This window comes from Bradyrhizobium sp. CB1015 (assembly GCF_025200925.1).
Classification (GTDB): Bacteria; Pseudomonadota; Alphaproteobacteria; order Rhizobiales; family Xanthobacteraceae; genus Bradyrhizobium.
Window position 1 is genome coordinate 3299813 of sequence record NZ_CP104174.1, and the last position, 13727, is coordinate 3313539.

The 13727-nt window shown below is 65.8% G+C and carries 13 protein-coding genes; 4 read left to right on the forward strand and 9 right to left on the reverse strand.

Annotation, left to right across the window (positions count from 1 at the left end):
- Positions 1-67 precede the first annotated feature (67 nt).
- The gene (locus N2604_RS15125; protein ID WP_260375420.1) at positions 68-715 is read left to right on the forward strand and encodes a TetR/AcrR family transcriptional regulator; all 648 of its coding nucleotides are present in this window, start codon (positions 68-70) and stop codon (positions 713-715) included.
- Here N2604_RS15125 and N2604_RS15130 read toward each other — a convergent pair.
- The 4 genes from N2604_RS15130 to N2604_RS15145 all read right to left on the reverse strand — a co-directional run bounded on the left by N2604_RS15130 (position 712) and on the right by N2604_RS15145 (position 4759).
- Entirely contained in the window at positions 712-1362 is a 651-nt protein-coding gene (locus N2604_RS15130) for an aspartate/glutamate racemase family protein (RefSeq protein ID WP_260375421.1), read from the reverse strand. The genes N2604_RS15125 and N2604_RS15130 overlap by 4 nt on opposite strands.
- Positions 1363-1510: 148 nt before the next feature.
- Positions 1511-2521: an amino acid ABC transporter substrate-binding protein gene (locus N2604_RS15135; protein WP_260375422.1), complete on the reverse strand. Its 1011-nt coding sequence runs from the start codon at positions 2519-2521 to the stop codon at positions 1511-1513.
- A gap of 12 nt (positions 2522-2533) precedes the next feature.
- Positions 2534-3883: an aspartate aminotransferase family protein gene (locus tag N2604_RS15140; RefSeq protein WP_260375424.1), complete on the reverse strand. Its 1350-nt coding sequence runs from the start codon at positions 3881-3883 to the stop codon at positions 2534-2536.
- A gap of 3 nt (positions 3884-3886) precedes the next feature.
- Entirely contained in the window at positions 3887-4759 is an 873-nt protein-coding gene (locus N2604_RS15145) for a MurR/RpiR family transcriptional regulator (protein WP_260375425.1), read from the reverse strand.
- 88 nt (positions 4760-4847) lie between these two features.
- On the opposite strand from N2604_RS15145, the gene N2604_RS15150 reads away from it, so the two are divergent.
- Together N2604_RS15150 and N2604_RS15155 are read left to right on the forward strand one after the other, a co-directional pair.
- The gene (locus N2604_RS15150) at positions 4848-6029 is read left to right on the forward strand and encodes an amino acid ABC transporter permease (protein ID WP_260375426.1); all 1182 of its coding nucleotides are present in this window, start codon (positions 4848-4850) and stop codon (positions 6027-6029) included.
- Between the two features lie 2 nt (positions 6030-6031).
- Positions 6032-7138, forward strand: a complete 1107-nt coding sequence (locus tag N2604_RS15155; protein ID WP_260375427.1) for an amino acid ABC transporter permease — start codon at positions 6032-6034, stop codon at positions 7136-7138.
- A 67-nt stretch (positions 7139-7205) separates the two neighbouring features.
- Here N2604_RS15155 and N2604_RS15160 read toward each other — a convergent pair whose 3' ends face one another.
- Complete coding sequence (locus tag N2604_RS15160; protein WP_260375428.1) at positions 7206-8624, reverse strand: amidase; 1419 nt, start codon at positions 8622-8624, stop codon at positions 7206-7208.
- A gap of 132 nt (positions 8625-8756) precedes the next feature.
- Positions 8757-9533 carry an SDR family oxidoreductase gene (locus tag N2604_RS15165; protein ID WP_260375429.1) on the reverse strand — a complete coding sequence of 259 codons (777 nt, stop codon included), beginning with the start codon at positions 9531-9533 and terminating at the stop codon, positions 8757-8759.
- A 154-nt stretch (positions 9534-9687) separates the two neighbouring features.
- On the opposite strand from N2604_RS15165, the gene N2604_RS15170 reads away from it, so the two are divergent.
- Positions 9688-10761, forward strand: a complete 1074-nt coding sequence (locus tag N2604_RS15170) for a tartrate dehydrogenase (protein ID WP_260375430.1) — start codon at positions 9688-9690, stop codon at positions 10759-10761.
- A gap of 158 nt (positions 10762-10919) precedes the next feature.
- Here N2604_RS15170 and N2604_RS15175 read toward each other — a convergent pair whose 3' ends face one another.
- The 3 genes from N2604_RS15175 to N2604_RS15185 form a co-directional block, all read right to left on the reverse strand.
- On the reverse strand, positions 10920-11561 hold the full coding sequence (locus N2604_RS15175; protein ID WP_260375431.1) for a suppressor of fused domain protein: 642 nt from the start codon (positions 11559-11561) through the stop codon (positions 10920-10922).
- A gap of 168 nt (positions 11562-11729) precedes the next feature.
- Positions 11730-12803: a malate/lactate/ureidoglycolate dehydrogenase gene (locus tag N2604_RS15180; protein ID WP_260375432.1), complete on the reverse strand. Its 1074-nt coding sequence runs from the start codon at positions 12801-12803 to the stop codon at positions 11730-11732.
- 11 nt (positions 12804-12814) lie between these two features.
- Entirely contained in the window at positions 12815-13726 is a 912-nt protein-coding gene (locus tag N2604_RS15185) for an NAD(P)-dependent oxidoreductase (RefSeq protein WP_260375434.1), read from the reverse strand.
- Between the last annotated feature and the right edge of the window lies 1 nt (position 13727).

The window sequence follows — 13727 nt, forward strand, 5'->3', positions numbered from 1 at the left end:
GTTATATGTTATTACATTCGCGGCGGGCTTCCCCTGTCAAGCGCAAACTTATAGGCTTCGCCCCGAGATGCGTTCACGACCAGCCCGCAAGCCCGAGAAGACCTACCACCATGGCGATCTCCGCGATGCGTTGATCGAGGCTGCGCTGCACGAGGCGGAGCGGGGCGGTGCCGAGGCGATCAGTATCAAGGCGCTTGCCAAGAAGCTCGGCGTCTCGCAGCCGGCGCCATACCGGCATTTTGCCGACCGCGAGGCGCTGCTCGCGGCCGTCACCGCGGAAGCATTCCGGCAGCTCTCGGCGCTGTTGCGCGAAGCGATGGCAAAGCCGTCGCAGCAATCGAAGCTCTCGCGGCTCGCACAGGCGACGCTCGATTTCGGTCTGCGCCGGAATGGCATCTACCGCTTGATGTTCGCCTCGCGCACGGTGTCCTGCGCGGCCAAGGGCAGCGAGCTGCACGCAGCGACGCGGGAGACCTTTGCGCTCGTTATCGAAGCTCTGGAAGCGCCCGCCGTGGGCTATTTGCGCGAGCGGCAGGCGCTCAAGATCTGGGCGGCGCTGCACGGGGTGGTGATGCTGGCGGAGCAGGGCATGTTCACCGGCGAGGCGGCACACGCCACGCGCGAGGAGCTGGTCGAGGATTTTGTCAACGAGACCAAGGCTGCGCTTGCGGTTGCGATCAAGGATGCGCGGCGTCGGACCAGGGCCGGCGCTTAGGCCTTCGCCTTCAGCAGTCTCATCAGCTTCTCGACCGCGCTGTCCGGCGTGGTCACGACGGGGCGGCCGGTGGCCTCCGCAACCAGCGGCGCGGCCGCGGCGATGCTGAATTGCGCCAGCGCGATGACGTCGCAATCGCGCAAGCTCCGCGAGGCGTCCGCGATCAGCCGGTCATGCGTGGCGCGGTCGCCGCGGTCGAGCGCGGCCAGCGCGCCCTCGGCAAGCTTCGGCACGACCTCGACGGACGCGGGAAATTCGGGCGGCATCGATACCAGCGTCGGCGGAAAGGTCGAGAGCAGGCCGATGCGCTGGCCCATGGTCACCGCCCTCTCGATCATGGCCTCGTTCGGCCTCAGCACTGGCATCGGCGCATGCGCGCGCGCGACGGCCTCGATGCAGGGACCGAAGGCGGAGCAGGTGAACAGGATGCCGTCCGCTCCCGTCGCCGCTGCGTAGTCGCCGAGCGCCAGGAACCGCTCGGTCATGGCATCAGTGAGCGTGCCGTCGCGTGCCAGGTCTGCAGACAGGCTGTCGTCGAGCAGATTCATCACCCGCGCCTCGGGCCACGCCTGCGCAAATGCCGCCTCGATCGGGGCGATGGAATGCTTGAGGGCGTGGATGAGGGCGATGCGAGCGGGCGTCGTCATTGAAAGTGACTACCTGGTAGGTCTCGTGCCCCGGACGCAGCGCAATGCGCAGTATTGCGCTGCAGAGCCGGGGCCCATTGTGGCTACTGAATCCCGGCTCTGCGCAGCAGCGTTGCACGCTGCAGCGCGTCCGGGACACAGGGCACCTTTACTTGAACGGAATGGCGTACATCAAGCCGCCCTTGCTCCAGAGGCCGTTGAGGCCGCGATCGAGCTTGAGCGGACTCGCCTTGCCGACATTGCGCTCGAAAATCTCGCCGTAATTGCCGCCGGCCTTGATCGCCATGACCAGCCATTTGTTGTCGAGCCCGAGCCGCGAGCCGAGATCGCCCGAAGCGCCCAGCAGCCGCTGGATCGCAGGCGTCTGCGACTTCGTCATCTCATCGACATTGGCTTGCGTGACGCCGAGCTCCTCGGCTTCGATCAGGCCGTAATGCAGCCAGGTGATGATGTCGCTCCAGACCTCGTCGCCGTTGCGGGTGAAGGGGCCGAGCGGCTCCTTGCTGATGGTCTGCGGCAGCACGATATAGTCGGCCGCATTCGGCGCCGCGGTGGTCACCGCGCCGGCGAGGGCGGACGCGTCCTGGGTCATCGCATCGCAGCGGCCGCCGAAGAAGGTCTGGTACATGGTGTCGATGCGGTCGAACACCAGCGGCTTCCAGTCGATGCCGTTGGCGCGGCCGTAGTCGCCGAGGGTGACCTCATGCGTGGTGCCCTGCGCGACGCAGACGGTGGCACCTTTGAGGTCCTTCAGCTCCTTCACGCCGAGGTCCTTCTTCACGACAAAACCCTGGCCGTCGTAGAAGTTGATCGGGCCCTGCCGCAGGCCCAGCGTCACGCCGCGCAAATAGGTCTGCGTCGAGTTGCGGTAGAGCACGTCGATCTCGCCCGATTGCAGGGCGGTGAAGCGGTTCTGTGCCGTCAGCGAGACGTAGCGTACCTTGGTGGGGTCGCCGAGCACGCCGGCCGCGAGCGCGCGGCAATAATCGACGTCGAGACCTTTGTAATTGCCCTGCGAGTCCGGCGCCGAGAAGCCGGCAAAACCGGCACTGACGCCGCACACCAGCGTGCCGCGGCTCTTCACCGTATCGAGCGTCGCGGCCGACGCGATCACCGTCGATGCGGCGAGCAGGCCCGCTGAGATAACCACTTTCCTCATACTACTCTCCCCTCAGTGCTTGACACTACGCAACACGTTGTCGACGGCCGTACCGAGTTTGTCGACGATCAGGTCGATTTCGTCCGCCGAGGCGATATAGGGCGGTGCCAGCAGCACGTGGTCGCCGCGCACGCCGTCGACGGTGCCGCCGCCGGGATAGCAGCCGAGCCCGCCGGCAAAGGCCTCCGCCTTGATCTTCTGGTGCAGCTTGAGCGCCGGATCGAACGAGGCGTGGCTAGCGCGATCGGCGACGAGCTCGATCGCCCAGAACAGGCCGCGGCCCCTGATGTCGCCGACATGGCGGTGATTGCCGAAACGCTCCGTCAGGCGCTGCTCGAGCTGCTTGCCGCGCTCCTTCACGCGGTCGAGCAGGCGGTCATCGCGGATCACATCCTGCACCGCGAGCGCGGCGGCGCAGGCGAGGGGATGTGCCAGATAAGTGTGGCCGTGCTGGAATGCGCCCGAACCCGAACGGATGGTGTCGATGATCTTGCCGCTTGCAAGCATCGCACCAATCGGCTGATAGCCGCCGCCGAGCCCCTTTGCGATTGCCTGGATGTCAGGGGCGACACCTTCCTGCTCCCAGGCATGCATCGTGCCGGTGCGGCCCATGCCACACATGACCTCGTCGAGAATGAGCAGCGCACCGTGCCGGTCGCAGATCTCGCGCATCGCCTTGAAGTAACCGTCCGGTGCCGTCACCGCGCCGGCGGTGGCGCCGACGACGGGCTCGGCGAGGAAGGCCGCGACGGTGTCGGGGCCGAGCCGTTGGAACTCGGCGTCGAGCTCGGCGGCGAGGCGCGCGACGAACTGCGCATCCGACTCGCCCTCGCGCTTCTCGTGATAGGCGAATGCCGGCGTGACGTGGCTGAAAGCGGTCGACAGCAGCGGCGCATAGGGCGCGCGACGCCAGGCATTGCCGCCGGCGGCGAGCGCGCCGAGCGTGTTGCCGTGATAGCTCTGCCGCCGCGCGATGAAATGCTGCCGCTGCGGCTCGCCGCGCTCGATGAAATATTGCCGCGCCAGCTTGATGCTGGCTTCGATCGCCTCCGATCCGCCGCTGACGAAATAGGCGTAGGCGAGACCGCCGGGCTCATTCCCGACCAGCCGCTCGGCCAGCGCTTCGGCCGGCTCGGAAGAGAAGAAGGCGGTGTGGGCATAGGCCAGCGTCGAGGTCTGCTTGGTCATCGCCGCGATCACGCGCGGGTGCTGGTGGCCGAGGCAGGAGACCGCCGCGCCGCCGGAGGCATCGATGATCCGCCGCCCGTCCTCGCCGAAGAGATAAACGCCTTCGCCGCCGATCGCCTTGAGCGGCGTTTCGCGCAGCGAGCGATGCAGCACGCGGCTGGTGCGAGTGCTCATGGGTCAACCTTTCTCCGAGACGTAGGTGGAGGCAGCAGTGAGCTGCGCCTCGGTATTTTCCAGACGCTTTTTCGCGGCGGCGCCGCCGAGCGAGAACGTGACCGCCGCGAGCGACTGCGCGATCGCGATCGCGCCGGTGAGACTGGGGAAAAAGCCGGGCGAGGATGCTGCCTCGAACAGCAGCACATGGTCGGCGCCCTCGGCCATCGGTGCCGCCAGGCTGTCCGCGATCGCGATCAGCCTTGCGCCGCTGCGGTGAGCAGCCTGCGCGACGCGGACGCTGGCATGCGTGTAAGGCAGGAAGCCGATGACGATGACCGCTTCGCCGGGACGGAACGCGCCGAGATCGAGGTCGTCGGGCCCGGACGTGCCGACGAGCTGCACCTGTTCGGGCCGGAACAGGCGCAGCTCGTAATTCAGGAGTTCCGCGACGCTGCGGCAGCTGCGATAGCCCGCGATCCAGATCCGCTTGGCGTCATGCAGCGCGCGCGCCGCTTCCGCGATCGGCGGGGCCGGGATGCGCGGAAGCCCGGCGGCCTCGGCCTCGAGCTTGTCGAGGACGAGCGTAACATCGGCGTTCGGCCCGTGACGGCGGCCTCTCGTGCGGCCGGAGAAGGGCGCGGTCTGCGACGGCCGGCGCGCCTCGGTCAGCGCCGCACGCAGCTCGTCCCATCCGGAATAACCGATCGCCTTCGCAAGCCGCGTGAACGCGGCGGGATCGGCGCCGGCTTCCGCCGCGAGATCGCGCATCGAACGTGTGGTGGCGTCGTAATCATTGGCGGCGACAAAACGGCCGACCTCCTGCAAGCGCAGGGGGAGCGATGGCAATGCAATGCGCAGTTCGCTCAGGGGCGAGGATTTCGCGGGCTCGGCCATGAAACATTTGTTGCATGAATTAAAGTTTGGTGCAACAGTTGACGTGCGTGGCCGGAAATCGCTGCATTCGAAGAAGGATTTTTGTGCTGTGACAGCCGATCGTCCCAGACCGCCGCCGCGTCGCCGCTTCGTGCCCGGGCGCAACGAATTGAAGGGCCTGGTCTGGCAGGTCCTGGTGGTCGGCATCGCGGTCGGGGTGATCGCCTTCCTCTGGTCCAACACCGTCACCAATCTCTCGGCCCGCCGCATCACCACCGGCTTCGCCTTTCTCGGCCGCGAGGCCGGCATGCCGATCGCCGACAGCCTGCTCGCCTACAATCCTGGGGATACCTACCTCTGGGCCTTCGTCGTCGGCGTCGCCAATACCTTGCGCGTCGCCGTGATCGGCATCGTGCTCGCGACGATCCTGGGCACGCTGATCGGGATCTCGAGGCTGTCGGCCAACTGGCTGCTGTCGCGGCTGGCCGCCGTCTATGTTGAAACGCTCCGCGACATCCCGCTGCTGCTGCAGCTGCTGTTCTGGTACGTGCTGATGCAGGCGCTGCCGGCCGCACGCGCGGCGTGGCGGCCGGTCGAGGGCGTGTTCCTGTCCAATCGCGGCCTGATCCTGCCGGCGATCCCGTTCGGCCCGCCGCAGCTCGCGGTGCTCGGCACCGCGGTGCTGGGCTGTGCGGTGTTCTTCCTCCTCCGGCGCTGGCTGGTCGCAGAGCAGATGCGCGACGGCAAGCCGCGGCCGGCCTGGCCGTTTGCGCTCGGCCTCATCGTCGTGGTGCCGGTGGCGGTCTCGCTCGTGCTCGGCGTGTCCTGGACCATCGAGTGGCCGCAGCTGCGCGGCTTCAACTTCGTCGGCGGGCTGACGCTCGCGCCGGAATATTTCGCGCTGCTGATCGCGCTGGTGACCTACACCTCGGCCTTCATCGCCGAGATCGTGCGCAGCGGCATCCAATCGGTGCCGCGCGGGCAATGGGATGCCGCCAACGCGCTCGGCCTGCGCCGCAGCTTCATGCTGCGGCAGATCATTTTGCCGCAGGCGCTACGCGTCGTCGTGCCGCCGATGACGAGCCAGAATCTCAACCTGACCAAGAATTCCTCGCTCGCGGTCGCGATCGGCTACCAGGACGTGGTCTCGGTTGCCAACACCACGCTGAACCAGACCGGGCAGGCCATCGAAGCCATCGCGTTGATCATGGCGGTGTTCCTGACCATCAGCCTTTCGATCAGCTTCTTCATGAACTGGTACAATGCGCGCATCGCGCTGGTGGAGCGCTGATCATGACGGCTATCACCGACATGCCGGAGGCGCCCCGTGCTGCCCGTCGGCCGCAGCCCGGCAATCCGGTGCTGCACTGGCTGCGCAAGAACCTGTTCTCCTCGATCCCGAATGGCATCATCACGGTCCTGCTTCTGGCGCTGCTCGCCAAGGGCGTTTTCAGCTTCGTGCAATGGGGCATCGCCAACGCGGTCTGGCTGACGCCCACGAGCGATTCCAGCGCCTGTCGCGCCGCGCGCGGCCTCGGCGCCTGCTGGGCCATCATCCCCGAAAAGTACCGCTTCATCCTGTTCGGCACCTATCCGTTCGACGAGCAGTGGCGGCCGGCGCTGTCGGTCGTGCTGTTCATCGCACTGTACTACCTCTCGACCCGCCGCGCGCTGTGGCGACGCGAGCTGGTCTATCTCTGGATAGGTGCACTGGCGCTGATCAGCGTGTTGATGTGGGGCGGCGTGCTCGGCCTGTCCTTCGTCTCGCAGGACCGCTGGGGTGGGCTGCCGGTCACGCTGATCCTGGCGACCTTCGGATTGGCTTTCGGTTTCCCGCTCGGCATCCTGGTCGCGCTCGGCCGGCGCTCAAAACTGCCGGCGATCCGCTCGCTCAGCGTGCTCTATGTCGAGCTGATCCGTGGGGTGCCGCTGGTGAGCCTGCTGTTCATGGCCAGCGTGATGTTTCCGCTGTTCATGCCGGCCGGGTTCAACATCGACAAGCTGCTGCGCGCTCAGATCGCGATCATCCTGTTCGCCGGCGCCTACCTTGCCGAAGTGATCCGCGGCGGGCTTCAGGCGGTGCCGCGCGGGCAATATGAAGCCGCCGACGCGCTCGGCCTGTCCTATTGGCGCAAGCACCGGCTGATCATCCTGCCGCAGGCGATTCGCCACGTCATCCCGCCGCTGGTCAACACCTTCATCGCCTTCTTCAAGGATACCAGCCTGGTCCTGATCATCGGCATTTTCGACCTGCTGACGACGGCCAAGACCGCGATCATCGATCCCGCCTGGCAGCAGTTTTCCGTCGAAGTCTACATCTTCGTTGCTGCGATCTACTTTATCTTTTGCTTTGCGATGTCGCGCTACAGTCGCAGCCTGGAGGCGACCAGCGGGAGGTGAGGTCTCGCGTCCAGGACAAGGGGCAGCGCGCTAGCGCTGCGCTGCGTCCGGGGCACGAAGGGTGAGGCTAGCTCTTCACCTTCGGATCGATCGGCGTCGTGCCGCGCAGGCCCAGAATATCCTCCAGCACCTTCGCCCCGGCAATTACCTGCGCATCGGCGCGCGGCGCGCCGACGACCTGCACGCCGACCGGCAGGCCCGATGCCGTGAAGCCGCACGGCAGCGACAGCGACGGGCAGCAGGCCAGCGTGATGGCGTAGACGATGCCGAGCCATTCGATGTAATTGTCGAACCTCTTGCCGGTGCATTCGGCGACATAGCGATGCTCGATCGGGAAGGGCGGCACGATCGTGGTCGGCGTCAGCAACAGATCGTAGCTCTTGAAGAACTCGACCGCCCGCGCCGTCATGCCGACGCGCTGTGCCTCGGCACGCGCGAGCTGCTCTACCGTGAGCTTGAGGCCTTCCTCGATGTTCCAGATCACCTCGGGCTTGAGCAGGTCGCGCTTGGTGCGCAGCAGATTAGCCTTGGTGATCGCAAAATCGAAGGCGCGCAGCACGTGGAAGCATTCATGCGCCTCGCGCCAATCCGGATGCGCCTCCTCGACGACGGCGCCCGCCTCCGCGAAACGTTCGGCGGCCTTGCGGGTGATCGCCTTCACTTCGGGATCGACCGGGGTGATGCCGAGATCGGGCGAATAGGCAATGCGCTTCGGCCTCTTGCCCGCCTGGGCCGCCGACAGGAACGAGGTTGCGGGAGCCGGCAGCGACAGCGGATCGTCGGCATAGTCGCCGCTCATGGCGTCCAGCAGCAGCGCGAGATCTTCGACGTTGCGCGCCATCGGGCCGACCACGCCGAGATTGCGGTCGATGCCTGACTTGGGGGTATGCGCGACGCGGCCGATGCTCGGCCGCATGCCGACGACGCCGCAGAAGGCCGCGGGGCTGCGCAACGACCCGCCCATGTCGGAGCCCTGGGCGAGCCAGGCCATGCCGGTCGCAAGCGCCACCGCCGCGCCGCCGGAGGAGCCCGCGGCCGACTTCGTCGTATCCCAGGGATTGAGCGTCGCGCCGAACACCTCGTTGAACGTGTTGGCGCCGGCGCCGAATTCCGGCGTGTTCGACTTGGCGTAGACGACCGCGCCGTTGGCCTCGAGGTTCTCGACCATGAGGTCGGACTTCGCGGGGATGTTGTCCTTGAAGATCGGCGAGCCCTGCGTGTTCAACACGCCCGCGACGTCGGTCAGATCCTTGATCGGCACCGGCAGCCCGGCGAGCAGCCCGCGCGCGCCGGCCGGCTTCTGCATCAGCGTCTTCGCGCTCTCCCGCGCGCGATCGAAGCAAAGCGTCGGCAGTGCGTTGACCTTGCCGTCGACCTCCGTGATGCGCTTCTCCAGCACGTCCAAGAGCTCGAGCGGCGAGACGTCGCCGGAGCGCAGCTTGTCGACGACGGTGCAGGCGGTTTCGCGGATCAGATCTTCAGACAATAGTTTACTCCTACCTCTTGATTGTCATTCCGGGGCGCCCGAAGGGCGAACCCGGAATCTCGAAGGTTCTCAGGTGCGCACTTGCGCACCATAGTTCGATGCTTTGCATCGCCCCGGAACGACGGTGAGAAACTACCCCCACCCCGCGCTGATGCCGCCGTCCACCGTATAGATCACACCCGACGTATAGCCGGCGCGATCCGAGGCGAGGAACGCCATGAGGTCGCCGATCTCGCGCGCATGCGCGGGACGGCCGAGCGGCAGGCTCTTCTGGAATTCCTTGTAGCGGCTCTCGTCGCCGAACTGGTGCTTGGCCCGCGTCTTCAGGAGCGTGACGTGACGGTCGGTGCCGACGGGACCGGGATTGATGCCGACCACGCGGATGTTGTCGGCGAGGCTCTTGCCGCCGAGCGCCCGTGTGAACGCCATCAGCGCGGCATTTCCGGCGCTGCCGCAGATGTAGTTGGCATCGAATTTTTCGCCGGCCGCGCCGATGTCGTTGACGATGACGCCGCCGCCCCTGGCCTTCATCTGCGCGTAGATGTACCGCGTCAGGTTGATATAGCCGAACACCTTCAATTCCCAGGCGTGCCGCCAGGCCGCCTCGTCGATCTTGTCGATCGAGCCACCGGGGATGTCGCCCGCATTGTTGACGAGCACGTCGATGTCTGCGGCTTCTTTCGCCAACCGGGCCACGTCGTCCTCCTTGCGCAGATCGACGATGCTCGTTGCGGCGTCGATCTGATGCGCGGCGCGCAAGCGGTCGGCCAGCGCCTTGAGCTGATCGCCGCTACGCGCCGCGAGGAGGAGGTGCGCGCCTTCCTCGGCGAAGGCCTCGGCGGCGGCTGCGCCAATGCCCTTGGACGCGCCGGTGATCAGGACGCGCTTGCCGCGCAGATGCAGATCCATGGGGGGTACTCGTTCGTGGGAACAGGACCAAATCAGTAGGCGCTCGCCCGCGCCATGGTCAACATTGCAGTGCAGCGTTGCACTGCCGCCGCGTTTGGTCCATTGCAGTGCAGTCAGAAGGCGGCGACTGCCGGACCAACCAAGGACGTTCTCGATGAGCAAGAAACAATACCGGATCGCGGTCATTCCCGGCGACGGCATCGGCAAGGAGGTGATGCCGGAGGGCCTGCGCGTTTTGGAGGCGGCGGCGAAGAAGCACAACGTCTCGCTGCATTTCGACCATTTCGACTTCTCGTCTTACGACTATTACGAGAAGCACGGCCAGATGATGCCCGACGACTGGAAGGAGAAGATCGGCAAGCACGATGCGATCTATTTCGGTGCGGTCGGCTGGCCGGCCAAGATCCCGGACCACGTTTCGCTGTGGGGCTCACTGATCAAGTTCCGCCGCGAGTTCGACCAGTACGTGAACCTGCGCCCGGTGCGGCTGATGCCCGGCGTGCCGTCGCCGCTGGCGGGGCGCAAGCCCGGCGATATCGATTTCTGGGTGGTGCGCGAGAACACCGAAGGCGAATATTCCTCAGTCGGCGGCCGCATGTTCCCGGACACCGACCGCGAATTCGTGACGCAGCAGACGGTGATGACCCGCACCGGCGTCGACCGCATCCTGAAATTCGCCTTCGAGCTCGCGCAGTCGCGGCCGAAGAAGCACCTGACCTCGGCGACCAAGTCCAACGGCATCTCGATCACCATGCCGTATTGGGACGAGCGCGTGGAGGCGATGGCTAAGAACTATCCAAGCGTGAAGTGGGATAAGTACCACATCGACATTCTCACCGCGAACTTCGTGCTGCATCCGGACTGGTTCGACGTCGTGGTCGGCTCCAACCTGTTCGGCGACATCCTCTCCGACCTCGGCCCGGCCTGCACTGGCACGATCGGCATCGCTCCGTCCGGCAACATCAACCCCGAGGGTGATTTCCCCTCGGTGTTCGAGCCGGTGCACGGCTCGGCGCCCGACATCGCAGGCCAGGGCATCGCCAACCCGATCGGCATGATCTGGTCCGGCGCGATGATGTTCGAGCATCTCGGCGAGAAGGAAGCCGGCAAGTCGATCGTCGAGGCGATCGAGCGCACGCTCGCCGAACGGACGCTGCGCACGAAGGATCTCGGCGGCAATGCCGACACGACGGCGTGCGGCAAGGCGGTCGCGGATATGGTGGATTGAGGCGGGGCACCCTGCGTACGGTGGGTTAGCCCTGCGGCCGCGCGAAGCGTGGTCCGCTGGGCGTAACCCGCCACTGTTCGTATCCGCAGAGACAGAAGTGGTGGGTTACGCCAAGCAGATGCGCTTCGCGCATCCGCTCGGCTAACCCACTCTAACGATTACACATACGACTTCCGCGCCGGATCGAAGATCGGCGGGTAGTCGTTCTCGTCGAGCAGATCGAGAAACGGATCGAGCCCCCTCGACTTGATCAGCCCGAGCTCCTGATGCGAGATCAGGTTTACAGTCAAGATCTCCACCGGATCGCCCGCAATCTCCAGCGCCTCGGCGATCTCCTTGTCGGGGCCGATGATCGGTGTGAGAAACAGGAACGTCTGGAAGTCCGTTCCTGCAACCGGCGGCCACGGAAGCGCGACGCGATGGCCGAAGCCGAACCAGGTCGTGTCGATGAACGGCAGATTGGCCAGCCAGCGCAGATTGGCCCAGACCTCCTCGGTCGGCTCGCGGACATACCACATCAGCTCGGCACGGGGCTTTGCGTCCCCAGGGACGCCGTGCATCCGTTGCTCGCTCATGCCGTTGGTGAGAAGGACATAGCCTTCGTCGGAACCCTCCTGGCAAACCGGGACGAAATCGCGGCCGAAGGCGTGGATGTCAATCCGGCGCTCTGCGTTGTCCGTGAATGTGTGCTCGGGCTCGCCAAGCTCGCTCTCATAGATGGCGAGCCGTTGCCGGTAGAGATCGGATCCGGGCGACGGTCGGTTTGAGCCGGACACGAATTTTGCGAGACGGGAGAGCATGTGAACCTCGAAAGGCGGATGTGGTCGGGATATCCGCGTTGTCGCAAGGTCATGCCGGGCGGTTCAAACCCGTCCCGCGAGCATGTCGACATTTCGCCGCCGTCCAGTCTCTCTTGCGCGATTGTTCATGAGGAGCGAGGCGACGCCGAGGAACGCGCCTCGCTCCGATCAGCTCGCGATCTGCTCGATCGCCGCTTGGTCCAGACCGAACCGCTTTCCGGCCTGCAGAATCTCCTGCCAGGTATTGGGATCGACCGGAATGCCCTCGGCCAGGCGCTTCTTCTTGGTCTCGCGCTCGGGATCGCCCGCGATTCTGACCTTGTCGACGCCGGGGGCAGGGGGTGAGCCGGTGTGCCAGGCGACGAAACCCTCGACCTCGCGTGCAAGGTTTTCGCCGGTGCCGAGCTTGCTCGGATCGATGAGGATGGAGAGCATGCCGTTGAGCACGCGGCGCTTGCCGTCGGCCGGACCTTTGACGGCCTCGCCGCCCGACAGCGCGCCGCCGAGGATTTCACAGACCAGCGCGAGCCCCGAACCCTTGTGTTCGCCGAACGGCAGGATGGCGCCGTAGGGGGCTATCACCGTGTAACGCGGGTTGGTCGTCGGTTTGCCCTCGTTGTCGATGATGGTGCCGGGCTCGAGCGCGACACCCTTGTTGTGGGCGACGCGGGTCTTGCCCTGCGCGATCTTGCTGGTGGCGAAGTCGAGCACGATCGGCTCCTTGCCCTTGCGTGGAATGCCGACGCAGAACGGGTTGGTGCCGTGACGCGCATCGCTGCCGCCCCAGGGCGCCACGATCGGCCGCGAGATCACGTTGACGAAGTGAATCGATACCAGGCCATGGTCGATGCATTGTTCGGCCCAGTGGCCGATGCGGCCGATGTGGTGCGAGTTGGAGAGGCCGACGACGCAGACGCCGCTGTGCTTGGCGCGCTCCGCGCCGAGCTCCATCGCCTCATAACCCATCACCTGGCCGTAGCCGGTGAGGCCGTCGAGGGTGAGCAGGGGGCCGGTGTCCATCACGACCTTGACGTGCTGGTTGACGGCGAGCCCACCTTCGCTGACCGCTTCGGCATAACGCGGGATCATGCCGACGCCGTGCGAGTCATGCCCCTTCAGATTCGCCTCGACGAGGTTGGTCGCGACCAGATCGGCTTCGCGGTCCGTAGATCCCCCCGCCTTGGCGATGGCACGAATGACGTCGGTGAGCGGCTCAGCCTTGACGATGCGATAGTCGGCCATTGTTGTTGCTCTTATCCCTTCACGATCCGGCGGCAATGGACCCACGCCGCTTCAATCAGGTTCTCGCTCGCCTCCGGCGTGCGGAAGGCCGAATGCGCCGACAGCGTCACGTTCGGCAGCTTCGTCAGCGGATGATCGCCGGGCAGCGGCTCGATGTTGAAGACGTCGAGACCGGCGTGGCGGATATGGCCCGACTTCAGCGCGTCGATCATGGCGGCCTCGTCGACAACAGCAGCGCGCGCGGTGTTGATGAGGATGACGCCGCGTTTCATCGCAGCGATCCTCTCGCGCGTTATCATGCCGCGCGTCTCGTCGTTGAGCAGCAGGTGCAGCGACACGACGTCGCTTCTGGCCAGCACGCTGTCGAGGTCGGTGAATTCGACGCTCGCGTGGCTCCTTGGCGAGCGGTTCCAGGCAATCACCTTCATGCCGCTGCCGGACGCGATGCGCGCGACCTCCGCGGCGATGCCGCCGAAGCCGATCAGGCCGAGCGTCTTGCCGGTGAGCTGCATGCCGTCCTCGCGCAGCCAGTTCCCGGCCCTCATCTCCCGGTCCATCATCGCGATGACGCGGGCCGAGGCCCACATCAGCGCGATCGCGGATTCCGCAACCGCCGTGTCGCCGTAGCCCTTGATCAGATGCACGGAGATGCCGAGCTCGGCGAGCTCTTCCGGATTCATGTAGCTGCGCGCGCCGGTGCCGAGGAACACGACGTGCTTCAGCCCGGTGCATTTCTTCGCGACCTCGGTCGGCAGCGCGGTGTGGTCGACGATCGCGATCTCGGCGCCGTCGAGCACTTCCGGATATTGCTCGGGCTTGATGTCGGGATTCCTGTTGATCCGCACCTTGGGATCACCGGGCTTCTCCAGCCGCTCCATGATCACGGCCAGCGATTCATTGGCGTCGACGAAAACTCCGCGCATC